Source organism: Binatus sp. (SeqCode), assembly GCF_050013435.1.
In the GTDB taxonomy this organism is placed as follows: domain Bacteria; phylum Desulfobacterota; class Binatia; order Binatales; family Binataceae; genus Binatus.
The window spans coordinates 22,703-47,253 of record NZ_JBEKFG010000019.1 but is presented as its reverse complement, the minus strand read 5'-3'; the positions used below and the strand labels follow the sequence as shown (position 1 = coordinate 47,253).

The following is a 24,551-nucleotide window of genomic DNA, read 5'->3' as shown; positions in this document are numbered from 1 at the left end:
CACCAGCCGCGGTGCCGACCACCGCGGCGCCATCCGCCCCTCGATGCCACTTCGCTGAACCCAATCCTCATGATCACTTCTGTCAGTCACCTCTGCGCAGCAACCTGTGCAGAGCTTCCCTAGCGGCTACGAACTGCTGCCCGAAGGGATGAAGCTCGTCGGTATATCCAACGCCTTGTGGACGAATTCTAGTTCCTGCTGCCGCCATGGCAGGGGAGCTTGCGCCTGGATCATCTTGTCGCGCTTGAGTTCCTCGACCACCTTGGGATCGCGCGCGAATGGCTTGCCGTGCTCGTTGACGAAGAACAGTTGTTCGAAGGGTAGCTTGGGCCGCTGGCCGCCCGCCTCGCGGCTCTCGAGCGGATAGCCGACGCTCATCACGACAATCAGATGGGCGGTATCTGGCAGATTGAACGCCTTGCGCATCTTGCGCTCGCGTACGCCGCCCAGCTCTCCGGTGCCGATGCAGCAGGTGCCGAGGCCCTCCTCGTAGGCGACCAGGGTGGCCAGGGCAATCGCCTGTCCGCAATCCATCTCGGTAAGTCCGGATTTGAGCATTTCCTCGGCGTTCATGCGGAAATAGGGAATCAACAACTGATCGAGCGCCTTGTGCTCGGCGGCCTCGTCCACGCCCATCACGCGCGCCGCGACCAGTTCATGGAGCCGCTCGCCTTGGGTCAGGTGGCCGGCCTTGCGGTCGAAGATGGCCTCTTCCACCCAGTACCATAGGATCATGGCCGGGCAGTGTTTTAACTGGCTGGTTCCGAGTGGGGCGATGACCGCCGCCCAATTTTCCGGTGGCGAGGAATCGCGGAACATCACGATCGCGCGAAGCGCCTGCACGTTGCCCCAAAACGAGGTGAGTCGCGCGGCCTCGAGCATCTTCTGAATCTTCTCGCGCTCGACCGGCCGGTACGGATTGTAGAAACGGATAGTGCGTCTGATGCCGATTGCTTCCTTGAGTTCCATGCGTGTTTTACTCAGCTCCTCAATGTGTTGCGTCCACCAGGGCGTTCTTGTCCCGATCCCACGTCGTCGGGGTGATACCCTGTTGCTTTAGTTGTGCCTTCTGAATCCTGTGGGTTTCGGTCTTTGGCAGGCTTTCGCGCAAGTCGATATAGCGCGGCACCATGAAACTTGCCATCCGCTCCGAGCAGAAGCGGGCCAGCTCCTGGGGCGTGGTGCTTTGGCCGGGCTTGAAGATGACCGCAATCATCACGTCGTCTTCGCCGAGATCGGAGGGCACGCCGAACGCGCCGCATTCGAGCACGGCGGGATGCTGGTTGACGATCTTCTCGACCTCGTACGAGGAGATGTTCTCGCCGCGCCGGCGCATCGAATCGGTCTTGCGGTCTGCGAAGTAGAAGTTACCGTCCGGGTCGCGCCAGGCGAGGTCGCCGGTGTGGAACCATCCGTTGCGTACCTTGGCGTCGGAGCTTTTCTGATTCTTCAAATACTCGACGCGGCGCGCTTCCGGATCGTCAACCTTGAAGACCAGTTCGCCGACCTCGCCGGCGGCAACCTCTTTGTCCTGATCGTCGACCACGCGCGCCTCGGTGCCGGGCGGCGGCTTGCCCATCGAGCCCTTCGGCGAGGTGCCGAGATTCAGCAGCGAGAATCCTCCTCCGTCCACCGCGCCGTAGCCCTCCCAGATGACGAGGTTGAAGCGCTTCTCGAACTGTTCCCATGCCCACGCCGGCGTCGCGGCGCTCATCACCAGGCGGATGGGATTATCCGCGTCGTCGGGGCGCGGCGGCTGCTTGAGCAGGATCGGGATCATCGCGCCGAGCGCATTGAAGGTGGTCGCGCCGTAGCGGCGGATCTCGTCCCAGAAACGGCTGGCGCTGAATCGCCGCGAAAGCGCCAGTGTGCGCCCACTCACTAGCGCCCTGGTCGCGGTCAGGAACAGTGCGTTGGCATGGAACAGCGGCAGGCAGGTATAGAGGACATCGTCGTCGCGATAGAACGCCCCGAAATCCAGCATCGGTCCGCTCAGCGCCCGGTAGCGCATCACCACGGCCTTGGGCAGGCCGGTCGTGCCCGAGGTGTACATCATCACGGCGGGCGCCTGCGGATCGATCTCAACCGCGGGCTCGGCGGTCGCCACCGGCGCGGTCGCCGCCTTCATCAGTGCGTCGAGCGCGACCGCGCCGGCGGGCAGCCGAAATCCCGGCGGCGCTTCGGTGGTGTCCACGATCACCCGGATCGCGAGGGTGAGGTCCTTGCGAATCGCCGCCAGGCTTTCGAGCAGGTCCCACGCGATGACGATCGAGCGCGCCTCAGAGTGATTGAGGAGGTAGGCGAGTCCCTCGCCCTTGAGCGCAATATTGACCGGGACCGCGCAGGTGCCAAGTTTCTGCGTGGCGAAGAAAACGTACAGAAACTCGGGCCGGTTGGGCATCATAATCGCGACGCCCTCCGCGGGCTTGACGCCGAGGCCAAGCAGCCCCGCCGCGACGCGGTTGATGCGCTCGTTCAACTGGGCGTAAGTGATGCGCTGTTCCTCGAAAAGGGTGCAGACCTTGTTGCCTTGCTCCTTTGCGCGCTCGGACAACACCGAAGCTGGAGAATTAAATTTGGGCCGGGCTGTTTCCATCTGAGCGAGACCTCGCTTGCTGCCGATCGAATTCATAGCCGAGCCGTTCAAGGGCGCGGATCACTTCGCGGCCGGATACCCGAGGCAGCCTGCTCAAACGACCACGTCAACCATGGCTTCGTCAATCGGAGGCGGGATGGGCTCGCCGTGTTGCTTGAGGCTTTCAAGATATCCGGCGATCGCTTCACCGATGAATTTAGCGCAAGGCGAACCGCCTGCAAATCCGGATGAGAATCCCGGATCCGGGTTCCTTCGGCTTCGCTCAGGATGACTCAAAAAAAGTTCTAACAGGCCGGCAGGGGTGACCCCTGCACCCAGTATTAAGGCCGCCCGCCGTTGGCGGGCGCGGACCCTGCCTACGGCTTAATACTGCGCTGCCGTCGCCACGGCCAGGGCTCGGCCCTGCGGTGCAGGGCTCACCCCTGCCGCGCTGGTGACATTGCGCGCGTGAGGGGTTAGCTTCTGATCATGCGGCTTGGAGCGATCGATGTCGGATCCAATTCCGTGCACATGATCGTCGCCGACGTCGGCCGCGATGGCCACGTCGAGGTGGTCGATCGGGTCAAGGAGACGGTGCGGCTGGGCCGGCGCGCATTCATGACCGGCCGTCTGATGCCCGAGTCGATGGACCTCGCGGTGCGCGCGCTGGTCAACTTCAATCGCATCCTGCGCCTGCGCAAGGTGGACAAGGTGCGCGCGGTGGCGACCAGCGCAGTGCGCGAGTCGAAAAACCGCGCCTCGTTCATCCGGCGCATCCGCCGCGAGACCGGTCTCAACGTGCAGATCATTTCCGGCGCCGAGGAGGCGCGGCTCATCTTTCTTGCCGCGCGCCACGCGCTCGGACTCGAGGGCGGACCGCATCTGTTGATCGACGTCGGCGGCGGCAGCGTCGAGCTGGTGCTGGTTCGCGACGGCCGGCCGCTGTGGATGAAGAGCGTGAAGCTGGGCGCGGCGCGTCTGGCCGAGCGCTACCTTACCGACGACCCGCCCAGCCGCGCGCAGCTCAAGCGGCTCGAACGCCATATCAATGACGAGATCGGCGCGCTGATGAAGAAGGCGCGCAAGGCGGGCGTGGTGCGCGCAATCGGAACCTCGGGCACTATCAACACGCTGATCGCGATGGCGCGCGCCGCGCGCGGCGATGAACTGGAGCGACTGCACGGCGCCAGTGCGACGGCCGCGGAGGTAAGCAAGCTCGCCGGCGACCTGGTCTCGGCAAACTCGGCGCTGCGCTCGGAGCTGCCCGGCATCGACGCGAAGCGGATTGATCTGATGCCGGCCGCGGCCGCGCTGGTGGACTTTGTGCTCAAGCGCTCAGGGGCGCCGGTGCTGGTCGCGTGCACGTGGGCGCTGCGCGAGGGCCTGCTGCTGAGCCTCGCGAGCGCGACCATTCGCGGCTACGGCGAGGACGTGCGCCGGCTCTCGGTAAATGCGTTGGCGGCCCGCTTCGCCGGCGTGAACAAGCACGGGCGCCAGGTCGCGAAGCTGGCGCTGAAGCTCTTCGATGCGACTGCTCCGGTGCTCGCGCTGCCCAGGAGCGCGCGCGAGTTGCTGGAATACTCGGCGTTGCTCCACGACATCGGGCACGCGATCGATCACGATCGCCACAATCGCCACTCGTACTATCTGATCAAGAACGCGGAGCTGTTCGGTTTCGATCCGGGCGAAGTCGAGGTGATCGCGCAGGCGGCGCGTGGCCACCGCAAGCAGGCACCGAAGCTGGACTCGCCCGAAATGAACGGCCTGGCGCCCGCGAAACGGCGGGTGGCCCGCGGTCTCGCCGCCATCTTGCGTGTTGCCGACGCGCTGGACCGAAGCCACTTCAGCGTCGTCAAGAATATCGAAGTTCGCTACTCTCCCGGCCGACTCATCATCGGAGTCGATTCCAGCAACGAGAAGGCCGACCTCGAATTGTGGACCTGCGAGCGAAGGACGGACCTGCTCTCGAGGTTGCTCGACCGGCAGGTGACCCTGGAGCATTAGCTCTGCTCGCCTTGGCGCCACTTTGAGGAACCGGATATCGGAGATCGCCAGAATCAATTACGATGAGGCCGAAGCCGCCCGCATCGAGCACAAGTTCTGCGGCTTTAGGAATCGCCAACCGCAGCTTTAATTCCGGTCAAAAGGGAATCCTTCACCGATGGATAAGCAGGTCGTATCAAGACGGCGCGTCTTGGACCACGGCGAGGTGTTGACTGGCCACCGCGAGGTCAATGCGATGCTCGATCTGGTGAAGCAGGAAACTGAGCGCATCGAGTCGCGGTTCCTGGAACCGGCGTGCGGAAACGGAAACTTCCTGACCGCGATCCTGGAGCGGAAGCTCCGAGTCGTCGAAAACCGCTACGGCCGGTCGCAACTGGAATATGAACGCTCTGCTATCCTCGCCATATCATCGATCTACGGCATAGACATTCTGCAAGACAATGTTCAGCAATGCCGACACCGGCTATTCGGCGTCTTTGAATGGAACTATAGCCGCCTGTTTAAGAACAAAGCCAAGAACAAATGCCGTGAGGCCGTCCGGTTCATCCTTGAGCGCAATATCATCTGGGGCGACGCCCTGACGCTCAAGACCGTGGGCGAGGAGCCGGAGCACATCGTCTTCTCGGAATGGTCTCCCGTCAACGGCAGTATGCTGAAGCGCCGCGACTTCACGTTCCGTGAGCTACTGACGCACGAGGGCATGAAGGAACTTCCCCTCTTTTCCGACCTCGGCGAAGACGTATTCATCCCCCGGCCGGCAAAGGAGTATCCGCTGGCGCACTTTCTGGAGATCGCCAATGTTCAGCAGCAATAACTATAACCCGGACGTGCTCACTTGTCTGGCAAACCTAAGCAGCGATGAAGTCTTCACGCCGCCGCAATTGGCGAATCAGATTCTCGATCTGCTCCCCGCCGGCCTCTGGAGCGACCGGAACGCCAAGTTTCTCGATCCCGGATCTAAGTCGGGCGTGTTCCTACGGGAGATTGCCAGGCGCCTGGACAATGGGCTGGAGAAGCAAATTCCCGACCGACAGAAGCGGATGAACCACATCTTCAAGAACCAGCTCTACGGCCTTGCCCTCACGGAATTGACCGCACTGCTATCCCGCCGCTCTGTGTATTGCTCCAAGACTGCCAACGGGAAGTATTCCGTTTGCGAGACCTTCGACAATCCGGACGGGAACATCCGGTTCAAGCGCGTAAAACACGCTTGGGAAAGTGGGCACTGCGTGTTCTGCGGTGCAAACGAGGAAAATTACGAACGGGGCTCGGAACTGGAAACTCATGCCTACCAATTCATTCACACCGAAAGTCCTGAGGAGTTATTCAACATGAAATTCGACGTCATCGTCGGTAATCCGCCGTATCAATTGAGCGATGGCGGTTTCGGACGGAGCGCTTCACCTATCTATCAGGATTTCGTTCAGCAGGCCAAGAAACTGGCACCGCGCTACCTCACGATGATTATCCCTTCGCGCTGGTTTGGAGGGGGCAAGGGGCTGGATGAGTTCCGCAGCCAAATGCTGAACGACAATCACATTCGCAAAATTGTGGATTTCGAAAACTCTTCCGAAGTCTTTCCAGGAGTAAGTGTAGCTGGAGGGATATGTTATTTCTTATGGGAAAGAGACTACAAAGGCCCGTGCGAAATAGTCAATATGCACAGTGGAGTCGAAGCGGCTGGCATCAGAAACCTCAATGAATTCAGGACGTTCATTAGGCATAGTCAAGCGGTTCCCATCATCCGAAAGATACTAGCTCGAAGTGAAGGACGGATGAGCGAACAGGTCTCTTCTTATAAACCATTCGGCCTGCGCACCTATGTGAAGCCACAAAAGAAGGGTGACATTATACTGCATTGGCAAAAAGGCGAAGGGCCCTACAGGCGGAAAGATATTACAGTCGGGGTTGAGATGATCGACAAATGGAAGGTAATTTCGTCTCGCTCTGGACATGAACACGCAGGCAATCCCGGAACTGACGGTACGCGAAGGGTTCTCGCAAAGACCGTCATTCTACCTCCCGGAACAATATGTACTGAAACATACCTAGTCATAGGGAGCTACGCGACACAGGAACGGGCCGACAACTTGTTGGCGTATATGAAAACGCGCTTCTTCCGTTTTCTAATGTCCTTGTTCATGTATTCCCACGGAATCACCAAAGACACCTATGCGTTTATCCCTATCTTGGACATGACCAAACGATGGACAGATGAGTCACTCTACGAACGCTACGGGCTAAACCGAGAGGAGATCGCGTTCATCGAATCGAAGATTCGCCCGATGGGGACGAACGGTGAGTAAGGATTTTTTTCCTCCCCGGCCGACATCACGGCCGACGATCTATGCCTACGAAGATACCAACTCGGAGTATTCCGGTTTGCTCAAAGTGGGTTACACCACGAGAACGGCGGGGGAGCGCCTCGGAGAGATTTACCCTATAAAAACGCCGGGCAAGCCGCCCTATCGGATTCATTTGGAAGAGCCCGCCATGCGAAATGACGGCACGGTGTTCACGGACCACGACGTTCACCGCTACCTGCGCATTGTCGGCATCAAGAATGCCGGCGGCGAATGGTATAGGTGTACGATCGATCAGGCGAAGGCGGCGGTCATTGCCGTCAGGACCGGACGATTGAATGAGGAAAATCGCTCGCTCGATTTTAAGATGCGGCCCGAGCAGAAAGCGGCGGTTGAGAAAACAGCGGCATACTTCAAGAGCTTCCGAAAAGAGAACCACAACAAGCCTCCGCGCTTCCTCTGGAACGCCAAGATGAGGTTTGGAAAGACCTTTACCGCGTATCAACTGGCAAAGAAAATGGGCTGGCGCAGGGTGCTGGTGTTGACCTTTAAGCCCGCCGTCCAGAGCGCCTGGGAAGAGGACTTGAAATGCCACGAGGACTTTCGGGGCTGGCAGTTTATCAAGCCGGGCGGCCTTTCTTACGAGGATGCCGACAAGAAGAAGCCTTTCGTCTGCTTTGGATCGTTTCAAGATTACCTTGGGCGGAACCCAAGCACGGGTGGAATCAAAACCAAGAACGAATGGGTCCGCGAATTCAACTGGGATTGCGTCATCCTTGATGAGTACCACTACGGCGCTTGGCGCGAGAATGCGAAGGACCTGTTTGAGTCCGAAGACAAGAAGGAAGCTGAGTTCGGACAGGGCGAGGGCATCGAATATTTCGACGAAGAAATCATGCCGATCACGACGAATGGCTATCTCTACTTGTCCGGCACTCCGTTCCGAGCGATCGCGTCCGGCGAGTTCATCGAGGAGCAGATCTTTAACTGGACATATTCGGATGAGCAGCGAGCCAAGCTGGAATGGAACGGCCCTGACAACCCATACGCCGCGCTCCCGCGCATGGTGTTGCTAACCTATCAACTGCCGGATGCGATCCGCGACATCGCAATGCAGGGCGAGTTCAACGAATTCGATCTCAATGTTTTCTTCTCGGCAACCGGAATCGGCGAGAATGCAAAGTTCACGTATCAGGACGAGGTCCAGAAGTGGCTGGATTTAATCCGTGGGGCGTTCATGGCGACCAGCGTGGACAATCTCAAACTCGGGGCACAAAAGCCGCCATTCCCGTTTTCGGATGCCCGGTTGCTGAATGTCCTTTCGCACACGTTTTGGTTCCTGCCGAGCGTCGCCTCATGTCATGCCATGCGGAACCTGCTGGCGAAGAAACAAAACCACTTCTACCACGACTACCGGATCGTTGTAGCTGCGGGAAGCGCCGCAGGGATCGGCGCGGCGGCCCTGCCACCCGTGCTGGAGGCAATGGACGATCCGCTGAAAACCAAAACCATTACTCTTTCATGCATGAAACTGATAACGGGCGTAACAGTGAGGCCGTGGACGGGGATTCTGATGCTGCGCAACTCGTCCAGCCCGGAGACGTACTTTCAGGCCGCATTCCGAGTGCAATCACCCTGGACGGTCAAAAACCCGGATGGCGCGGCGCCAAACAAGGAACAGATCATCAAGGAGGAATGCTACGTTTTCGACTTCGCGCCGGACCGAGCCTTGCGGCAAATCGCGGAGTACAGTTGCCGACTGAACGTTAACGAGTCCAATCCCGAAAAGAAGGTCGAGGAATTCATCAGCTTCCTGCCGGTCCTGGCCTATGACGGAAGTTCGATGAAGCAGATTGATGCCGCCGGCATCCTCGACATGGCAATGAGCGGGACAACAGCTACACTGCTGGCGCGGCGCTGGGAAAGCGCACTGCTTGTGAACGTTGACAACGGCACCCTGAAGCGCCTCATGGACAGCAACGCAGCGATGACCGCCCTCATGAGTATTGAGGGCTTCCGGAACCTGAATCAGGAAATCGAGACTATCATCAACAAGTCGGAAGCCGTCAAGAAGGCACGCAAGGAGGCCAATGATGAAGAGCTGTCCGCCAAAGAGAAGAGGAAACTGACGGAGGAGGAAAAGGAGTACAAAAGTCTGCGGAAGCAGGTTCAGGAAAAACTCGTCAAGTTCGCAACACGGATACCGATCTTCATGTATCTGACCGACTACCGCGAGCGATGTCTGAAGGATGTCATCAGGCAACTGGAACCGGCCTTGTTCAAGAAGGTCACCGGCTTGACCGTGAAGGACTTCGAACTCCTTGTGAGCCTTGGGGTCTTCAACAGCGGCCTCATGAATGATGCGGTGTTCAAATTCAAGCGCTATGAGGATTCCAGCCTGACTTACACCGGCATCGACAAGCACGAGGGTGAGGCGGTCGGTCTTTACGACACGGTCCTGACTCGAGACGAAGCGGAAAAGGTCTTCGAGAATGTGCCCGCCGGAAAATGACCATTAAAGTCAGCATCCTCAAGCTCCGGCCTTTGTATTGTTGCCGGCGGCACACGACTGACCGGCGGTCACCGATTCAACATTACCACTCAATTTGAAAAACGGAAATCCGGAATCGATGGGCAAAATGGCTAATCGGCGCGTAGTGGTGGTGGGAGCGGGCATCGCGGGACTCAGCGCCGCGATCCGCCTGCGCCAGGCGGGCGCCGAGGTCACGGTATTCGAATCGAGCGATCGCGTCGGCGGCCGCACGAGTTCAGAGACCCATGACGGCTACCTGTACGAGCGCGGGACGCAATTCTTCACGTCCACCTATCGCAACGCATTGGGACTCATCAAGGAGATGGGACTCCAGGCCGAACTGAGAACGACCAGTCCGTGGATAACGGTGTTCAACGATGGGCGACCGCATCGGATGCCGTCCGGGATGCTGTTCGCCCTGTATGCGTTGACCAGTGGACTGCTCCGGGTGCGGGACCTTGTCCGATTCACCTGGCATACCACCAGCTTGCGATGGCCGGCGCTCGATAACTACTCGGCGTGGGCGGCGTACGACGACCAGGATGCCGCGAGTTGGAGCGCGCCGCGCTTTGGCCGCGGGGCGGAGTTCCTCCTCGAGCCGGTGCTGGCGGGCGGTATGATGCAGCGGATCGAGGAAACCTCGCGCGCGTGCGCGCTGGCGGTGCTGGCGATGACCGCCAACGGCCGGAGCAAGGAACTGACGCTGGCGCGCGGCAACGACTCGCTGCCGCGCGCGATGGCGGCGCGGGTTGACGTTAAACTCGAGGCGCCCGTCCAGGCGATCGAAATCGCGCCCGACGGCGTGACGGTGCGACTGTCAGGAGAGACGGTTCACGCCGACGCGGTGGTGCTGGCAACTACGGCTTCGGTCGCGGCCGGAATTTATCGCGCGGGAGACAAGATCGAACGCGAGCTCATGGCGACGCCCTATGGGTCGGTGATCAAGGTCGGGCTGGCGACCAAGCGCGACTGGTCGCACGATCCGGGGCTCAGCAATGTGTGGGCGATGATGATACCGCGCGGCGCGCGCCGAGAAATCGTTTCCGTCACGATCGAATCAGCCAAGGACCCTGAGCGGGTAGCCAGGGGCGGCGAAATGCTCAACTTGTTCGTCACGGCGGATAACGCGGAGCGAATGATGGATTGGACCGATGAACAGGTGGAGAGCGCGGTTGCGGCGGACGTCGAGCGGCTGTTCCCCGGAGCGTTTGCCGCCAAGCAGTTCACGCGGGTAGTTCGTTGGCGCGAGGGGATGCCGAAATCGCCGGTCGGGCGCGCACGGGCGCTTGCCGAGTACCGCCGCACACGGCCGCGGGACGGCAGAGTGTGGTTGGCGGGCGACTACATGGGGATGCCGTGGCTCGAATCGGCGATCGAAACCGGCACCTGGGCCGCGGGCCGTATCGTGGAGAGCTGAGTGCAAGACCAGCGGCGCCTCACTGGCCGCCGCCGATCCACGCCTCAAACCAAATTGGGAAAATTAAAAAAAAGGCACGCGTAGGCTTCACCATGAGGGCATGTGGCCAAGCGTGCCTTCGGCTCCTTCGGGGTGCTAGAGCCGACCATCTGAATCCTAATAATGATTCGCGGATCACGCCACCGTCGGTGCGTCACGAGCGGAACCATTTTGAATGTTTGCACCGCTAACCGCATGCTGAGCCAGCATCATTGTCCACAGGAACGAACGTCGTCCTCGAAGATCGGCGCGAGTTTCGGATTAAAATTTATCGCATCGAGGCGTGAAGGAGATGTGCATCAAGATGCGGCGCACCACGCTCGTCGTCATTCTCGGTGCTGCAAGCCTGCTCGCGGCGTTCCACGTTAAGCCGGCCGGGGCCGCGACCGGTCCGCTGAGACTGATCGCCTCGGGGCCCGCGCTCAGCGTCGCGCGCGTGGTTTGGGCGGGCGATGTCGCCGTCGTGCAGTAAGAACGAGAGGTGCGCCGCGCGCCTGTGCTCGCACCCGGATTAGACAGATCGTTAGTGGGTGGTTTTGAAATTTCGATTCTTGGTCGCTACGTCGCTTTGTCGAAATAACGCATCGCACACACGACGTTGCCTTCCGTATCGCTGAATTGGATTAACTCGCCAACGGTGGGGATCGTCATCTTGGCAACGGTGATTTTGCCGCCTTCCGCCTCGACGAGCTTCGCGATCGCGTCCACATCATCAACGGCGATAGTGCACTGAAAGCCGACGCAACGATTTTCGCTTTTGGGGCGCTCGTGCACGGCGCCGTGGATACCCGGATCAGCCTCGTCACCCGTCGCGATCATGAAGAAATCAGGCGGCCCCCATTGAGAGAAGCGCCATCCGAAAACACGTCCATAGAATTTCTTCGCGCGCTCCACGTCATCCGCGTGGACGTCGAAGTGCGCAATGTTTTTGGCGACCATAATCGGAGAACCTCCCGCTCGTTAAGGCTGGCCAATCTTGAGTTGCACCACGCAAAGCGAACTTGTTTTCATTGCCGGCGTTTTCAGAATTGTCTCACGCTACCCGAGCAACGTAATTTGAGGCTACTGGCGCTATCCTGAAGCAAAACCCACTACCGACAGATCTAAGCTATCAGCGGGAGTATCGCATACTCGCGTGCGGCCTCAGCCGCCCCACGGATACGTATCGAACGGGTACGCCGCGCACCCGCTCTTTCCGGCCGTCGGATAGTCCTGCTTGGTAAACGTGCGCGATCGGTTCACCAGATCGTGGAAGATCATGCATTTGTCGCGCTGCGTTGGCAGACGCGGATCGGTGTCGACCGCGGCGAGCACGCCTGCTGTCGTTTGAGTGCCCGACGACGTCATCCGTACTCCGCCGTCGGCCGGGGTGTCCAGGATGACGAACTTCGGATTGGTGGGCGCGCTGATGTCCCACGCCGGCCAATCCGGCTGCTGGCCGTCGCGGCCGCGGCCGGGTGCTCCGCTGTATGCGAACTCGGCCCAGTACGACATCATCTCTTTGCTGAGTGCCAGGCGGCCGGGTTCATTGTCGTGGGAGAAGATGACGTTGGCCTGGCGTCCGAGATCGAAGTGACCGAAGACGAACGGGATCTCAAAACCATGCGCCGCCCCGAGCATCATGGATAGATCCGCGCCCATCACGCGCGGCTCCTCGTGCCAATCGAAGCGGTAAACGAACACGTTGTCCTGAGTCGTCCGCATCGCTGCCGCCGGCTCGTCGGCGCCGGACGCCTTCCAGAACCTGGACATGTACTCGGCGCTGAGGCTGTAACTCGCCTCGTCGCGCAGGCGCGGCACGAGCCAAAACAGGCGCCGCACCCGCCTTGGGTCGCCGAACAGGAACAGTTTGTTTTCCTCGCGATTGGTTCCGACGATCACGGGAACCCGGTTGTACCCGTCGGCGCGCGTGAAGTGTTGCATCGGATCGTCTTGTGGCAGCACCACGCCGTCGCCGAAGACTTTCGGCATGTCGATCATGGCGGTTGCGGGCGTCGGCATGTAGGCCAGCAGGATCTCGAAATTCGTCTTCCCGCGCAGATAACCCTCGACATCTGTGGCGCTCATCGCGGCCAGTTGTGTCTTGGCTGCGGCGCGATCGGCCGCGCGCTGATCCTTGATAAGCATCCGCACCAGCACTTCATTCGAGCTGTTCGTGCGACCCGGTTCGCCGTCGTCGGTGAAGTGCTCGGCCTCGGCGATGGTATTCATATTGACGCTGCCGCTTTCCGAGATCGCGCGATGAAACAAGCCGTGCGCTTGCGGAGCCAGCAACAGCATGTACACGTTGTTGGCGCCTGCCGACTCGCCGAAGATGGTGACGTTGCCGGGATCGCCGCCGAAAGCCCCCACGTTGTCGCGTACCCATTGGAGCGAACGGATGATATCGAGGATGGCGAAGTTGCCCGATCGGTCGAGTTCATTGGTGCCCTCGCCGCGCAGTGAAGCATGGCGGAACCAGCCGAAGGGGCCGACCCGATAGTTGATCGTCACCACCACGACCTTGTGCGTCGCCGCCAGGTTACCGCCGTTGTACAACGCCCCGGTACCAACCGAGTTACCGCCCCCGTGTATCCACACCATCACCGGCCACCGCGCGCTGCCCGTGGGCACCTCGGACTCGGCAACCCGTGGCGCATACACGTTCAGATAGAGACAATCCTCGCTGCCGACCGGCTGCCCCGGGCGAGCAGTATCGAGGCCGCCGATCGGGCTTGGGAACTGCGTGCACGCCGAGCCAAAATTGAGCGCCTCGCGCGTACCGGTCCATGCTTCTGCAGGCTGCGGCGCTCGCCATCGCAGCGCCCCGACCGGCGGCTTGGCGAACGGGATGCCGAGCCATGCGTGACTGCCGTATGCGCCGACGTAGCCGGCGACTGTGCCCGATGCGGTGACTCGGCGCGATGCGGGATCGAGCACGCGTTGCTCGCGCACCGCATGGCGGCATCCGCTGGCGACGACCAGCGCCGCGAGGATCAACAACGCGGACAATAGCCTCGCGATGTGCGGCATTGGTTCAACTCTGGTAGTGACGGGCTGCGCAGCATACTTACGTCGAATCATTCGAATAACCCCGACAGCGACCGCGGAGGCGGCGGACTACATTCCGAAGATCCAGTTCAGGAAGAGACCGAGTACGAACAGCGCGCCGGCGCGCCGCGTATGTACGAAAGCCGCCGACACATACCACAGCGGCCATACCGGATATCCTGGCGGTGGCGAAGCCGGCTTGGGATTCGAATAGAGCTTGAGCACCCGCCATAGGATCGGCAGCCCGCCGAGCACGAGTAACGCGCCGAACCCGAGCGTACCCGTCAGGACCATCGCTACGACCAGCAGGTAGAACGCAATCATCAGCGCCTGGTTGAGCCGTAGAGCCCGCTTCTCGCCGAGGATCACCGGCAACGTGTGCACGTCCTTGGTGGAGTCGTAGGGAAGTTTGTCGATGTGCTTGCCTATCAGAACGCTGGTCACGAGTATCGCGTAGGGAAGCGACGCAACCCAGACCCAGGCTGGTAATTCGCCGGTCGTGATGAAATACGTGCCACCGACCATCAGTGGGCCCCATACGATGAACACGCCGGGCTCGCCCAGTCCGAGATGCTTTAAACGCACCGGTGGTGCAACGTAAAACACGCTGATGAACAGTCCGGCCAATGCGAATAGGACCACCGCCCATCCGCGCACCACGAAAAGGAAAACCATGATCGCCGCGTCGATCAGGTTGAGCACGACGATCGCGCGTAGGAGTTCCGCCCGGGTAACCCAGCCCGCGAGCACGGGATGGGGCGCATACAAGGCGCGCGGCGCTTCCGACGTGTCGATACCGCCGGTCAGGTCGAAGTAGTCGTTGATAAGATTGTTGGATGCGTGCGCGACGCCCAGCCCGATCAGACCTAGCAGGAAATATAACCAGTTAGGATTGGTTGCGCGCATTGCAAGCAGCCCGCCGATAAGTCCTGACGTCAGCGTCATCGGGATGACGCCTGCGCGCGTGATGATAAGCCATCGCGAGACGCCGTCCATGCGCTCGTCGGGCAGGTTCATCGTGAGCAGCGCCTCGCGCCAGTTCTTCAGCCGCTCAGTCCAGTCGATGGGATGGGGCTTTACCAACTCTGCCATGACTTAGCTCTTAATTGGGCACATCGTCGTTCGTCGCGATGCCGGGCAATACAGCCTGCCAGGCCGGTTGTGCGTCACTGAACGTAGTAAGCGTTTGTACCGGACCACCGGTATGGTGTGTTCTTATCCGGAGGCGTATACGTGCCTTGCACGGTGGCGTTGTCATGCTGGGTAGTCGTGGTAGTGCTTGAACTCACGGCCGGCGCCAACACACGCGGATTGGTAGTACTGGATTCGCTGGTCGTCGCGGTTTCCGTGCCATGAGTGCTGGACGCACAGCCGGCTAGCCACACCATCGCAATACCAACACAAATAGCCACTGCGGAACTAGTTGTGTGTTTCATTGTTCAGGCTCCTGTTTATTTTGTTCCCGACAAACAGCGATAGAAAACAAACGTCCGGCTCAAGACTACGCGCTTCCCGCGGCGTCGGCAAAGGCCGTGGAACAAACCGGCCCGGAACCTTGCACAGGGAGGCCGTCGGGTCTATAGCGGACTGGGAATCACAGACTCAAAACGCAAATTCCGGTTGACTGCGCGCGCGATAGCGAGTGCCATTGCGGCAAGCGCCGCGATTGGCGTCCAACCGCCTGCCAGAGCGCACCAACGAGGACATCCACAGATGGAAACCGCCGCGCAATCGTACGAAGCCTTCGAGTACGACCTGAGCCTGACCGCCGAGCAGCTGCAAATCCGCGATACCGCTCGCCGTTTCGCCGCCGAGGTCCTGCGTCCCGCCGGCATTGCGATCGACAGGATGACGCCCGAGGCTGCCATCGCGCCCGGCTCGCCGCTGTATAGCGTTCTGGCCCAGGCGGCGGAACTGGGCTTTACCAAGCTGAGCGCACCGGCCGCGCTTGGCGGGCTTGAGGCGTCGCCCACCACCGCGCACATCGTGCTCGAGGAATTGGCGTGGGGAAATGTCGGGCTGGCCGGCGTCATTTTTCTCGCCTCCTATCCTGCAGGGGCCGCGCTGGCGACCGGCAACGCCGAGTTGATCGCCGAGTTCTCCGCGCCTTACTTCAGTCAGACCGGTGCCTCGATTATCGGATGCTGGGCGATCACGGAGCCGGATCACGGCTCCGACCATCTTGGTGTGATGCGCCCCGAGCTCAAAGTAAAAGCCCGCGGCAACCTGATCGCACGGCGCGACGGAGACTCGTGGGTCTTAAGCGGTCAGAAGTCCGCCTGGGTGTCCAATGCACCCATCGCAACCGTGGCCGTGGTGAACGTGCAGCTCGGCTCGAGCGACGCTCTGGACAACGGTGGCGTATGCTTCGTGCCGCTCAATCTTCCCGGAATTTCGCGCGGGCGTCCGCTCGACAAGCATGCATTCCGCGCTTTGCCGCAAGGCGAGATTTTTTTCGACGAGGTCCGCATCCCGCGCCGCTACATGATCGCCCAGGGCGCAACCTATCCCGCCCATGTCGAGGGCACTCTCACCGCCTTCAACGCGGCGGTTGGCGCGATGGCGACCGGGATCGCGCGCGCCGCCTTCGATTGCGCGCTCGCCTACACCAGGACGCGCATCCAGGGCGGACGTCCCATCTTCGAGCATCAATCGGTGCGCGCCCGGCTGTTCCGCATGGCGTCGTTGGTTCGCGCCTCGCACGCGCTCTCGCGCGACGTTTACGTTTACAACCTCACCCGGCTTTCGCGCGGCGAGCCCGCCCGCCTCGATCAGTCGATCACCGCGAAGGTCTTTTGCTCCGACGCGGCCTTCGAGGTCGCGACCATGGCGGTGCAGCTCCACGGCGGTAACGGGATGACTCGCGAGTACGCGGCCGAGATGCTTCTGCGCGACGCCACCGCGTGCACGATCGCCGACGGCGAGAACAACTACCTGGGCCTGATCGCGGCCTCGATGCTGTAGCGAAGTACGCCCGCCGCCATCCGTACCAAACGGGAGGGAATAACCTTGGACACCACCGGCTCGAGCATCGAACAACGACTGCGGATTCTCGAGGATCGCGAGGAGATTCGCGAACTCGCGGCCACTTACTGCTTTCTCGTCGACGACGGGCATTTCGACGAACTCGTTGAACGCTGCTTCACCGAGGACGCGTCGTGCGACTTCCACGGCGCTGGCGGCGGGATGGCGCCGATGGTCTCGCGCGGGCGCGCCGAGCTGCGCAATTTCTTCACCGTGATGGTGCCGGCTGCGCTGCGCGACATGGCGCACACGGTCCACAATCATCGCGTCTCCATCGACGGCGACCGCGCGTCAGGCGACTGCTATTTCGAGCTTACTGCCGTCGATCGGACCTCCGGCGAAGCGGTAGTCGGCGCGGGCCGCTACCTCGATCGCTACCGGCGCGACGCTGGCGCGTGGCGCTTCGAGATGCGCAACGCCGCGATTTTCTTCATCGCACCGCTTCGCGAAGGATGGGCTAGGCAACGATTCCTGACCGCACTCGCGGAAGTATCGCGCTGAGCGCCGCCGGCAGGGTTTCCCCTTCCCCCGGGTCTATGACACCGAGGGAAGGGGGTTAGGGGGTTGGATTTGCGGGCGCTCCCTCTCCGGGATCTCGCGCCCGCCCGCGTGATCGCTTACTGCTGTGGTACCAGCTCGACGCGCCGGTTCTGCGCGCGGCCCTCATCCGTGTCGTTGGTGGCAACGAAGTCAGTCTTGCCGTAGCCGTGTGCCATCAGTTGGCTCGACGGGATTCCGGCTTTCACCAGGTAGTCCACCACGGCATCAGCGCGTCGATCGGACAGCTTCAAGTTGTATTCCTCGCCGCCGACCGCTTCGCAGTAGCCGTTGACGTTGACCATCACGTTCGGATTGGCCTTGAGTGTCGATGCGGCTTCATCCAGAACCGCGGCATCACCCGGGCGAATCTTCGACTTGTTGAAATCGAAATGCACTCCGCGTAGCACCAGCTTCTGGTTGACCGGAGGTAGCGGAGCGGCTTGCGCGACTCGGGGATGGCGGGGATGCTGAGGGCTTAGGAGGTGGCGTCCACTGCTTCGGCGGCGGACCATACATCAGATAGCCCATTGCCCCGCCTATTGCGGCACCGGCCGCAACACCTACCGGACATCCAATCGCAAAAGCCGTCCCTTCATGATGGGCACTAGCAAAGCTATAAGCAAGAGAACAGCCGAAAATGCCGCCTATTGGAGCGCCAATCGCCGCGCCGTACATGGCCGAGGTTTGCGCGTCCAGCGCATTCCAACAGCCCGATAGTGGCGCCAGCAGGCACAGAGACAATACCGCGAGTCCCAGGCGCGATCTTGTCCATCTAATCCATCTATCAGTTTGCATCTATACCTCCCATCTGAAATTGCTCTCCTGAACACCTTGATAGGGCATGCGCACGTATCACCCCGGGTTCAACTTGTTATCCAATCGCGTCGTTCGCTCTTCATCTCAGTAGAAAAAGATAGCGTCTGTATCAAAGGTGAACTGGCCCCATTTCCTCCCGCCATCAAAGGCCGGCACCTCGTATGAGTAGTCGAACCTCGCTTCCGGCCGGATCTCGATCACGCTGCCAACGAACCACGTAATACCGATCGTATTTTCGGAGTAGTCCGTTGGGAAGCCAAAACGTTGTCCCTTGAAGTCATCGTAGAACTCGCTTCGGATGCTAAGCATCGCATTCGGGCGAAACTGGTAATTGAGATAGTTCACTATTCCATACTCAGGGGCCGTACAGGTAAGAGGCCCTTCGGCTCCCCCGGAACAGTAAGCTCCATTCGCGTTTGGTATCAACAGGCTAGCGGCTTCCGGATTCTTCAAGTTCGGCACATCGCGTTCCCACATGTAGTAGGCCTCTGTGGCCATATCCCACTGCGTCCCCGCGAACTTGTGGTACCAGGTAAGAACCAGGTGTTGGAGATTGTTGTACGCGTACTTGCCGTCGTTGATGCCGTTGATGCAGGGATAGATGTCGTCGTTGCCGCTGTCGGAGAGCCATTGGACACAAAACGCGGGTGTCGGCTTGACGTTCCTGGCGTCCCAAAAGGCAACGTCGTTGCCGCCCGAAAACTCAACCTGAGTCGTTCAGTTCTTATTCCATCTTATGGAAGCGACGATGCCGGTCTGGGTGTACGGATCGGGCGAGTAAACGTCGGAGTGGCTGGCCATCAGGTTGTCAGGGGCAAGCTGGGCCTCGATATCCGGGATCGAAATGTACCGTCCCATCCTGAGGTTCATTCCCTCTGCGACCCATGGGAAATACAGATCGACGTAGGCCATAACCGGGTCGTAGCCGTATCGATTGTGGGCCCTGATGTACTGGTCGCTGAAGTAGTCGTGAGTAAACGTGTACTTGTAATCCGATCCGAACAGGTTCGCGAGACGGAAGCCCCAGTCGAAGTGATCGGTTTGCACCTCGTCCGCCATCCGTTGCACATACAGAGTGAGCTGATCGAGTTGAATCGTGTTCGGGTAGACGTCGTATGCGACGAAACCGTTGCCGCCAGTACCGATCAGATTGTTGGCGCCGCTCGGATGGCCGATGCGGAATTCGCTGTTCGACGTACTGCGTTGAAGCCGGGATTGACCCAGCCGAAGACCTCAACCCGGCTGTTCTTGATGAACTTGCCATAAGGGCCGCACCAGAGCGTATTCATCAAAGGACTTGCGTAGCTTGTGTTATAACCGCCCTGGTAACCGATCGTTTCGGTTGCGCCAATGGGGAAAGTCGAATATGCGAACGGCGGCTCGTCAAGCGGCGGCGGCGAGCCACGGTATGAGGGCGGCTGGTCGCTCGGAGTCGGAACCGGCTTGCCTTCATTAGCCCAGTAGGCAGGAAGGTTAGCGGGATCCTTGAAGTAGTTAAGCAACATATCCTGTAAGTGTCAGCGAAGCGCGGAAAGAAACCCTCGCTTACCAGTGACGGCGCGCAGCCGTCCGCCGGCCCGGATTCGTCATCGGCGAACGCCGATACTCCATGCAACGCAACCGCCAAGACCATCATGCTGGCGCTGAAGGTTAAAACCAGCCTGCGCCTCGCACGATTCCTCCCTACTAATAGGTTCATCAAACTCCCCTCCAATCCAGAATGTTCGACGGACACGCATTCATGTTGTCCGCGGTATTCGGATGACAGTCAGCAAAACGCTTGCCAAACCCGAAGCCCCAGGAGCAGCTATCGAAACCATTCGCTAATGATGCGCTTGGCGCACTTAGAGAGACTTAGAGATGTACTCGCTATAAGTCGGGAATCTGCGGCTTCGCGATTCTTTTCATTTTGACTTGTGCACGATTTCAATTTGAATTGTCGGCTCCGATGAGCCTGCTCACTCTCGTCGCACCAGCCAACATTGTTGGCGCGTTGGTTCGCACAGTCCGGCGTTCTTTCCGCCGTCCCGCCCCTCTGATACCTCGCCCAAGTTAGGATGTAGCGTTGCGTGCGACTTATCCCCTCTCGCGGGAGACCGGTGAAAAAAACCCGCCTCTGTGATACCTCGCCCGTTATTTCACGGGAGGTGTCACGGACACGCGGAGGCCGGCCGCAGCGAGGTAGGTGAGGGTTCTGCCGCCAGACCCGCGTCGGCGTAACTTTTTCGCTTGTCCGAGCGTCTTCTTAGCTAAGACGGATAGAGCACGGGATTTCTGGTTCTACTCAGTAGCGTCCGTATAGGCCCGCGCACGCGGTAAAAAGCAATGCGTCATACGCTTCACAACATGTCAGCGCGAATCATCGCCTTGGTTGCATTGGGGTTTATGGTTTCCGGATGCGCCGCGCTTGCGGCGCCCGGGGTCGAGGGCGCGGCTTCGCTTGCCGGCACGGCTGGCACGACGGCGACCGGCTACATAAGCACGCAATCCAGTCGCGAACTCAACGCCGCCAACGTCGAGTTCATCCGCGCGCAGGCGCAGTTGCAGAAGATGCAGGCCGATGAATTGCTCGTCAAGCGCGAACAGATCGAGAGCGAGCGCGCCGCGACGGTCGGTATCCTGCGCGACATGGCGGTCGCTCGCGAGGATCCCACCCTGGCCGACTTGGCGCTGTGGGTGCAGGCCGGCGGTGACTCCGACTACGCTATGCACTACGCGCTCCAGGGCCCGGGCAAGACGACGCCGAAGCAACTTTAAGCTTCAGCGCGCCCTCAGTTCTTCATCCCGGCCGGACAGATCGACCCGGCGCATTCCCCTTGGTCCGCGACCCGCATCGGCGTAACCTTTCTCACTTGTCAGGGGTTGCCCCCTTAGCTCAGATGGATAGAGCACAGGATTCCTAATCCTGGGGTCGGCAGTTCGAATCTGCCAGGGGGCACCAAACCCGCCCCGCGCGCCCGGCTCCGGATCTAGCCTCTCTCTGACAGAGAGAGGCCGCGCCAAGCCGCCGAGGCGCGGGTGAGGGTCCAAATTTCAAGATGTCCTTCTTTGCCCGCTCTTTTTTTGTGTCATTCTAGAGCGAAAGCCGCTGTAGCGAAGAATCCCGAATCCTTCCTTCCCTCGCTCGTTCGTCGGCAGAGGACAGGGCGAGGCCGCACCTCCGGCGCGGATGAAAGTGTACCTTTCACGGGACGTGCCACTGGCACACGGCGGCCTTCGCCCGCGCTGATGGCTGCTACTCGGCGGTTACCTCGAAATTGCCGTGGTCATGCTTAAGCGCTTTGCCGCAGCTCTCAACTTTGTACGTGCCGATGATCTCCGCCCGAGATACCTCCTCGTCCAGCAGCCCGACTGCCTTTAAGGGAGATTATCAATTTTCGAGCGCGGCGTCTTAAATCTGCTTTCACGAAGCATTAAACCCGACCAACCAAAATCCTCCGTAATTTTGGCGAGCCTGCGAGCGCTCCAACGGGCAATGGCATCGCGGATACGCTTATTCCGAGAGTTTGCCTTTAAAGGTGAACGTGCCCGCGCCGGTATCCTCGTTGTAGGTGAAGGTCCCCTTTCCCGAGCCGCTCGCCCCTGCGAACAACCCGCTGCCGCCGGTAATCTCAAACGGAGCGTTCTTCGCCTTTATGTTTGTTGGCGTCTTCCCGCAAATCGTGCCCGCAAACGTAATGTCTAAGTCACCGTCCGTAAATGAATACGTCTGAGTCGAGGTGAGCGTACAGCATTCCTTCTTGGCGTGCTTGTTTATTTTACAGTTGTCGAGCGTGCCATCACCCGCTACATCGCCCGTCCCTAGCCCGCTTACGCTCGTGGTGACGCTGCCGGTAAGCGAAAAGCACTTATCGGCGGAACAGGGCGTCGTGGGGGTGGTATCGAATGTGCCCGACCCATTGAACTTGATTTTGCTCGCGTTGTCCGGTGAGTTCTCCGCCGCCGCGACATCGCTGGAACCGTCGTCGGCCGCCGCGGCGCCGCTGCCACCGTCGTCCCAAGCCAGTTGAGCTGAGGCCGCCGCGCAACCGAACTGGCCGTGCGTGACGAACGCGCGTACATGCCCGATCCCAAACACCGCGAGCAGTGTCGCTACAATCGTGATGCCAATCCTGCGGATCATGATTTTTCCTCCACCAAAGTTGGTCTAATTGGCTTGTATCGCCTCGAAGCAGACAAAGCGGCAAATACCAGCCCGCCTCTCCAGCTGCCAAATCGCTGCGCGATCGTCCATCGGTGCTGAAGATACGCTTATTTATGTGGTGATGTCAAATTAGAGTTACTGATGCCTGTTCGGTCGCAGCCACGATTTCGATCCCGCGCCGAGTCGTCGCGGCGCGATTGAGGGTCATCTCGGATTCCTCCGCCCGTTGTCGGGAGAGGGTAGGGTGAGGGACATCTGCGGCGCGAATGTCTGATGCGCCGCATAGCTATTCAAGCGCCAGCTACCGCGCGGAGGGCTCCACCAAGTTGCACGAGTAGGTCTTGATCACCAGCCACACTTCCTTCCCATCTGCAATTTGCAACGCGTCGATCGCCCCCGGCGTCAGATGCACCTCGAACGGCGCGCCCCCCGCATCGATCATGACTACTACTCTCACTCCTTCGCGGCGCATCGATAGGACTTGGCCCGGAAAAGAGTTGCGCGCACTCAGGCCATGCGGCCGCTCGCCCGCAACGATGATATCGCCGGCGCGAATCGCGATTCGCACCCGCGCTCCCGTTTCCGCATGCCCCAGCGGCACTTCCAGGCGAGTCGCGCTCCCGTCCAACTGGCACAGCATCGTGCCCTGAGTCTCCGCGATCGATCTCACCGTCGCGTCGAAAACATTTTCGAAGCCGACTACCTGCGCGATCGTTTCATGGCGCGGCGTTGCGAGCACCTCTTGCGGCATCCCCTGGGCGAGGATGCGTCCCGCTTCGAGCACTAACACCCGCTCGCCGAGCGCGAAGGCCTCCTCGGGCGAATGTGTGACGTACAGGATTGGAATTTCGTGGGCCGCATTCCAGGCGCGCAGGTCGTCGAGAATCTTCGACCGGGTCGCGTTGTCGAGCGCGACCAGCGGCTCGTCGAGCAGGATCGCCTCCGGATTCGTCACAATCGATCGCGCGAGCGCCACCCGTTGGCGCTCGCCGCCGGAAATCTCGCCGGGCTTGCGCGCGATCAGATGCGCGATGCGAAACGACTCGAGCATCGTCATCATTCGCGCGCGCCTTTTGGCGGCCGGCATCTTCGCGATCCCGTATTGAACGTTCTGCGCGACCGTCAGATGCGGAAACAGCGCGAGATTCTGAAACACGTATCCCAATCGACGCTCCGCCACCGGCATGTCGATGCGCGCAGCCGAATCGAAGAGCATTCGCGCACCGAGTGCTATCCGGCCGGCGTCCGGCCGCGCCAACCCCGCAATACAATTCAGGATAGTCGTCTTTCCGCCGCCCGACGGCCCCAGGATCATCGTGAAGCCGGCCGACGCCTCGAACTCGGCTTCGAGCGCGAAGCCGTTCGAGGTCCTATACGCGATGCGAACCGACAGGGTCCCGTCGCTTTCGCTACTTTTGCCGGATGCCATCTGTCGCAACCGCCGGCTAGCGATGCAGCGGCCAGACCGCCCAGATTCGGCGGTTGAGCGAATAGGTGATCGACAGCGTGACGAACGAAAACGCCATCAACAGCAGCGCCATGTGATTGGCGCCGGTGTAGTCGAGCGCCTGCACATGATCGTAAATCGCGATCGAGACCGTGCGCGTCACGCCCGGGATGTTGCCGCCCACCATCAGCACCACGCCGAACTCGCCGAGCGTGTGCGCAAAGCTCAGCACGAAGCCGGTGACCACGCCGCCCACCGAAAGCGGGAGCACGACGCGAAGAAAAGTGCGAATCCGCGAGGCGCCGAGTATCGACGACGCGTTGATCAGGTTGCGATCCACCTGCGAGAACGCCGCCGCCATCGGCTGGACCGCAAAGGGCAGGCTATAGATGACCGACGCGATCGCCAGGCCTTCGAACGTGAACGGCAATCCGTGGCCGGTTAAAGATTGATACCAGCGCCCGACCGGGCTGTTCGAACCCATCGCGACCAGCACGTAAAAGCCGAGCACGGTTGGCGGGAGCACCAGCGGCAGCGCGACGATCGATTCTACGAAAAATTTCCATCGCCAGCGCGTGAAGCTGAGCCACAACGCGATCGGCGTCCCGACCACCAGCAAAACTGCGCAAACGACCAGCGCGAGCCGGATCGTCAGGAAAATCGCGCTCCAGTCCATCGG

Annotated in this window: 22 protein-coding genes and 1 tRNA gene; 11 read left to right on the top strand and 12 right to left on the bottom strand. The window is 60.4% G+C overall.

What is annotated here, in order from left to right; all coding sequences use genetic code 11:
• Positions 1-126: 126 nt before the first annotated feature.
• Positions 127-969, bottom strand: coding sequence for a nitroreductase family protein (locus tag ABSB13_RS05945; protein WP_428106409.1), 843 nt, complete (start codon positions 967-969; stop codon positions 127-129).
• 19 nt (positions 970-988) lie between these two features.
• Complete coding sequence (locus tag ABSB13_RS05940; protein WP_428106407.1) at positions 989-2,554, bottom strand: AMP-binding protein; 1,566 nt, start codon at positions 2,552-2,554, stop codon at positions 989-991.
• A 510-nt stretch (positions 2,555-3,064) separates the two neighbouring features.
• On the opposite strand from ABSB13_RS05940, the gene ABSB13_RS05935 reads away from it, so the two are divergent.
• The 6 genes from ABSB13_RS05935 (at position 3,065) to ABSB13_RS05910 (ending at position 11,343) form a co-directional block, all read left to right on the top strand.
• The gene (locus tag ABSB13_RS05935) at positions 3,065-4,579 is read left to right on the top strand and encodes a Ppx/GppA phosphatase family protein (protein ID WP_428106405.1); all 1,515 of its coding nucleotides are present in this window, start codon (positions 3,065-3,067) and stop codon (positions 4,577-4,579) included.
• A 157-nt stretch (positions 4,580-4,736) separates the two neighbouring features.
• Positions 4,737-5,393, top strand: coding sequence for a DNA methyltransferase (locus ABSB13_RS05930; RefSeq protein WP_428106403.1), 657 nt, complete (start codon positions 4,737-4,739; stop codon positions 5,391-5,393).
• Positions 5,377-6,885, top strand: a complete 1,509-nt coding sequence (locus tag ABSB13_RS05925; RefSeq protein ID WP_428106400.1) for an Eco57I restriction-modification methylase domain-containing protein — start codon at positions 5,377-5,379, stop codon at positions 6,883-6,885. The genes ABSB13_RS05930 and ABSB13_RS05925 overlap by 17 nt, the downstream gene beginning before the upstream one ends.
• Positions 6,878-9,394 carry a DEAD/DEAH box helicase family protein gene (locus ABSB13_RS05920; protein WP_428106397.1) on the top strand — a complete coding sequence of 839 codons (2,517 nt, stop codon included), beginning with the start codon at positions 6,878-6,880 and terminating at the stop codon, positions 9,392-9,394. The genes ABSB13_RS05925 and ABSB13_RS05920 overlap by 8 nt, the downstream gene beginning before the upstream one ends.
• Before the next feature lie 127 nt (positions 9,395-9,521).
• Complete coding sequence (locus ABSB13_RS05915) at positions 9,522-10,832, top strand: protoporphyrinogen/coproporphyrinogen oxidase (RefSeq protein WP_428106395.1); 1,311 nt, start codon at positions 9,522-9,524, stop codon at positions 10,830-10,832.
• Between the two features lie 331 nt (positions 10,833-11,163).
• Complete coding sequence (locus ABSB13_RS05910; RefSeq protein WP_428106393.1) at positions 11,164-11,343, top strand: hypothetical protein; 180 nt, start codon at positions 11,164-11,166, stop codon at positions 11,341-11,343.
• Positions 11,344-11,429: 86 nt separating this feature from the next.
• On the opposite strand, the gene ABSB13_RS05905 is transcribed toward ABSB13_RS05910, so the two are convergent.
• The 3 genes from ABSB13_RS05905 to ABSB13_RS05895 all read right to left on the bottom strand — a co-directional run bounded on the left by ABSB13_RS05905 (position 11,430) and on the right by ABSB13_RS05895 (position 14,993).
• Positions 11,430-11,810 (bottom strand): VOC family protein, encoded by a 381-nt coding sequence (locus tag ABSB13_RS05905; protein WP_428106391.1) that lies wholly within the window; start codon positions 11,808-11,810, stop codon positions 11,430-11,432.
• 204 nt (positions 11,811-12,014) lie between these two features.
• Positions 12,015-13,883, bottom strand: coding sequence for a carboxylesterase/lipase family protein (locus ABSB13_RS05900; protein WP_428106388.1), 1,869 nt, complete (start codon positions 13,881-13,883; stop codon positions 12,015-12,017).
• 87 nt (positions 13,884-13,970) lie between these two features.
• The gene (locus tag ABSB13_RS05895) at positions 13,971-14,993 is read right to left on the bottom strand and encodes a prenyltransferase (RefSeq protein ID WP_428106386.1); all 1,023 of its coding nucleotides are present in this window, start codon (positions 14,991-14,993) and stop codon (positions 13,971-13,973) included.
• A 141-nt stretch (positions 14,994-15,134) separates the two neighbouring features.
• On the opposite strand from ABSB13_RS05895, the gene ABSB13_RS05890 reads away from it, so the two are divergent.
• From ABSB13_RS05890 to ABSB13_RS05880, 3 genes are all read left to right on the top strand, one after another.
• Positions 15,135-15,257, top strand: a complete 123-nt coding sequence (locus tag ABSB13_RS05890) for a hypothetical protein (protein WP_428106384.1) — start codon at positions 15,135-15,137, stop codon at positions 15,255-15,257.
• A 357-nt stretch (positions 15,258-15,614) separates the two neighbouring features.
• Positions 15,615-16,865, top strand: coding sequence for an acyl-CoA dehydrogenase family protein (locus tag ABSB13_RS05885; RefSeq protein WP_428106382.1), 1,251 nt, complete (start codon positions 15,615-15,617; stop codon positions 16,863-16,865).
• 45 nt (positions 16,866-16,910) lie between these two features.
• Entirely contained in the window at positions 16,911-17,426 is a 516-nt protein-coding gene (locus ABSB13_RS05880; protein ID WP_428106381.1) for a nuclear transport factor 2 family protein, read from the top strand.
• Positions 17,427-17,542: 116 nt separating this feature from the next.
• Here ABSB13_RS05880 and ABSB13_RS05875 read toward each other — a convergent pair whose 3' ends face one another.
• The 4 genes from ABSB13_RS05875 to ABSB13_RS05860 form a co-directional block, all read right to left on the bottom strand.
• On the bottom strand, positions 17,543-17,872 hold the full coding sequence (locus ABSB13_RS05875) for an OmpA family protein (RefSeq protein ID WP_428106380.1): 330 nt from the start codon (positions 17,870-17,872) through the stop codon (positions 17,543-17,545).
• Between the two features lie 493 nt (positions 17,873-18,365).
• Complete coding sequence (locus ABSB13_RS05870) at positions 18,366-18,758, bottom strand: outer membrane beta-barrel protein (protein ID WP_428106414.1); 393 nt, start codon at positions 18,756-18,758, stop codon at positions 18,366-18,368.
• A 240-nt stretch (positions 18,759-18,998) separates the two neighbouring features.
• Positions 18,999-19,427: an outer membrane beta-barrel protein gene (locus ABSB13_RS05865; RefSeq protein WP_428106411.1), complete on the bottom strand. Its 429-nt coding sequence runs from the start codon at positions 19,425-19,427 to the stop codon at positions 18,999-19,001.
• Positions 19,427-19,786 carry a hypothetical protein gene (locus ABSB13_RS05860; RefSeq protein ID WP_428106377.1) on the bottom strand — a complete coding sequence of 120 codons (360 nt, stop codon included), beginning with the start codon at positions 19,784-19,786 and terminating at the stop codon, positions 19,427-19,429. The genes ABSB13_RS05865 and ABSB13_RS05860 overlap by 1 nt, the downstream gene beginning before the upstream one ends.
• A gap of 820 nt (positions 19,787-20,606) precedes the next feature.
• On the opposite strand from ABSB13_RS05860, the gene ABSB13_RS05855 reads away from it, so the two are divergent.
• Positions 20,607-21,038: a hypothetical protein gene (locus ABSB13_RS05855; RefSeq protein WP_428106375.1), complete on the top strand. Its 432-nt coding sequence runs from the start codon at positions 20,607-20,609 to the stop codon at positions 21,036-21,038.
• Between the two features lie 107 nt (positions 21,039-21,145).
• Positions 21,146-21,222: transfer RNA gene (locus ABSB13_RS05850), tRNA-Arg, on the top strand.
• Between the two features lie 552 nt (positions 21,223-21,774).
• Here ABSB13_RS05850 and ABSB13_RS05845 read toward each other — a convergent pair.
• The 3 genes from ABSB13_RS05845 to modB form a co-directional block, all read right to left on the bottom strand.
• Positions 21,775-22,404 carry a hypothetical protein gene (locus ABSB13_RS05845; RefSeq protein WP_428106373.1) on the bottom strand — a complete coding sequence of 210 codons (630 nt, stop codon included), beginning with the start codon at positions 22,402-22,404 and terminating at the stop codon, positions 21,775-21,777.
• A 322-nt stretch (positions 22,405-22,726) separates the two neighbouring features.
• A complete protein-coding gene (gene modC, locus ABSB13_RS05840) occupies positions 22,727-23,854 on the bottom strand; it encodes a molybdenum ABC transporter ATP-binding protein (RefSeq protein WP_428106370.1) in 1,128 nt (375 codons plus the stop codon).
• A 16-nt stretch (positions 23,855-23,870) separates the two neighbouring features.
• A complete protein-coding gene (modB, locus tag ABSB13_RS05835) occupies positions 23,871-24,548 on the bottom strand; it encodes a molybdate ABC transporter permease subunit (RefSeq protein WP_428106368.1) in 678 nt (225 codons plus the stop codon).
• Between the last annotated feature and the right edge of the window lie 3 nt (positions 24,549-24,551).